The 2,526-nt window shown below is 44.9% G+C and carries 2 protein-coding genes; one reads left to right on the top strand and one right to left on the bottom strand.

The window, feature by feature from the left end; all coding sequences use genetic code 11:
- A partial coding sequence (locus ACEW8O_RS17270) for an enolase C-terminal domain-like protein (protein ID WP_373495874.1) occupies positions 1–495 on the top strand: 495 nt, incomplete at its 5' end.
- A 34-nt stretch (positions 496–529) separates the two neighbouring features.
- Here the strand turns inward: ACEW8O_RS17270 and ACEW8O_RS17265 are convergent.
- Positions 530–2,526: ATP-binding protein (locus tag ACEW8O_RS17265; RefSeq protein WP_373495873.1), on the bottom strand; the 1,997-nt coding region annotated here is incomplete at its 5' end.

Below are 2,526 nucleotides of genomic sequence, written 5' to 3'. Positions count from 1 at the left end.
TTTTCACCTGAACAGATGGAATGGTTCAAAGAACTGCGAAATGCTACCTCCGTCCCACTTTCCATGGGCGAGCTGTTCAATAATATCAATGAATTCAAAGAACCGATGGTCAATCGCTTGTTTGACTACATCCGGATTCATATTTCCCAGATTGGAGGCATAACGCCTGCCATGAAAGTGGCCAGGCTCGGTGAGTTTTATGGGATTAAAACGGCCTGGCACGGACCGGGAGACGTTTCGCCGGTAGGTCATGCCGCAAATGCCCATATCGATTTGGCAGTTTGGAATTTCGGAATTCAGGAGGCGGCTAGGATCAACGATCTCTCCAGAGAAATTTTCCCAGGCTCCCCTACCATGAAGGACGGATACATGTCAGTCAACGAAGTCCCTGGCTTGGGCGTGGATATAAACGAAAAGTTAGCCGCCAAATACCCCATGCACACAAAGTCCAACTGGACGGTTAGGAAATTTGACGGTACCATCATTCGCCCGTAAAGTTTTATAAATAGTATGATTATGTAGCCTAAAGTTATTTTAGAACATTAGTTGCTACGAATTCAGATGGGGTTTTTCCAAATTCCTTCTGAAAGCATTTGGTGAAATAAGAGGGATCGTTAAATCCAACCCGAAAAGCAACCTCTGCAATTGAGCCTGCACCTTTTGAGAGTAAATCAGCAGCTCTTTTCAGGCGCATGATGCGGATAAAATCCCCGGGTGCATGATTGGTCAGGGCTTTAAGCTTTCTGAACAACTGGGTTTTGCTCATGCCTGCTTCCCTGCCAAACTCTTCCACCCCAAAAGTATCGTCTCCTATATGTTCTTCTATTATAAGCAAAATCCGCTGCAAAAATTTCTCATCTACTGAAGAGACAACCACAGAAGAAGGTTGCAGCGTAATTTCCCGGCTGAAGATTTCTCTTAACTTTTTGCGGTTGTCTATCAGGTTTTTAATGCGAACCAAAAGTTCAGCAGCCTCAAAAGGTTTGATCAGGTAGTCATCCGCACCGGTTTCCAGGCCTTCTAACTTATCTCCCCCGCTGGCTTTGGCTGTAAGTAATATAATCGGTATATGGGCAGTATTCACATTTTCTTTCAGCTTGCCGCACAATTCCACTCCATCCATCTTCGGCATCATCACATCGCTGAGTATCAGATCGGGAATAGTTTTAACAGCTTGTTTATACCCTGCTTCACCATCGCCTGCTTCCATTACATGGTATAATGGCTGCATCGTTTCTCTGATGAATGAACGCACATCTGCATTGTCTTCTATTATAAGGACCAAAGGTGCTTCCGGATCGTCGTTAGCAGGAGCAACGTCAGGCGATGGTTTAAATTCCCCGGTATCGATTATTGGATTTATTATTTTATGATTATTATCCAAAGCAGGTTCCGTGATTGCAATTTCTTCAAAGTCTGCCAGAAGCACAGGTAAGCGAACGGTAAAGCAACTACCATGACCGGGCTGGCTTTCCACTTTAATCTCTCCTGAATGCAATTCCACAAGTTCCCTGACCAGGGAAAGCCCTATTCCGGTGCCTTCCTGCTCCCGGGTATGGGAAGTGTCGGCCTGGTAAAATCTATCGAAAATCCTGTCAAGCTGGTCCCGGGGTATGCCTGCACCACTATCCTCCACTCTTAATTCCAACATCCCGGCAGTTGATGATGGCGCTGTATCGCTGAATGTATCGGGAAGTGATTTTTTATCGGCAGTTTCAATGAGGGCTGTTACGGTTATTTTTCCTCCCGGTTTGGTAAATTTAAAGGCATTTGAAAGCAGATTGGTAATGATCTTCTCCAGCTTATCCGCATCAAAGTAAACTACCGGATGATCATGAGGATATTTAAAATGATATTGTATTTTTTTGGTTTCGGCATGTGAGGTAAAAGAAAAAACCAATGCTTTTAAAAAGGCGATAAGGTCGGCTGGTTTTAAATCCAGTTTCATACTGCCCGCTTCCAGCTTGGAGAGGTCCAGCAAATGATTGATCAGCTGCTGCAGGCGTCGGGCATTCCGGTGCATCATCCGGTAAGCAGGCTGATCCGGGTTATCTTCCGGAGAGCGGGCCAGGAATTTATCCAGGTGACCCAGGATCAGGGTGAGCGGTGTTCGGAATTCATGGGATATATTGGCAAAGAAGCGGGACTTTAAATGATCGATTTCGTGCATTTTCTCGGCCTCCAGTTTTTGAATCTTAAGCTCATGCTTCATCCGCTCCCTGTTTACGGTATATTGCCTTAAACCATACAAAAAGCATAATCCTGAAAAGGCATACAAACTATAGGCCCACCAGGTGCGCCACCAAGGGGGCCGAACCAAAAAAGGATAACTCAACTCACTGCTCCACAGACCCTCACCATTCATGGCTTTTACCTTAAAAAAGTATTTACCGTGTGGAAGATTGGCATACGTTGCCTCACTGCGATTGGTGAGGGAGCTCCAATTTTGATCCAGGCCTTCGAGTTTATATTGATATATTACTTTTTTTGGTGATTGAATGGATATGCCTACAAATTGAATAGTGA

Source organism: Aquiflexum sp. (assembly GCF_041749095.1).
Taxonomy (GTDB): Bacteria; Bacteroidota; Bacteroidia; order Cytophagales; family Cyclobacteriaceae; genus Aquiflexum.
Note: the sequence above shows the minus strand (reverse complement) of the source record. Positions and strands in the feature narration are given on the sequence as shown.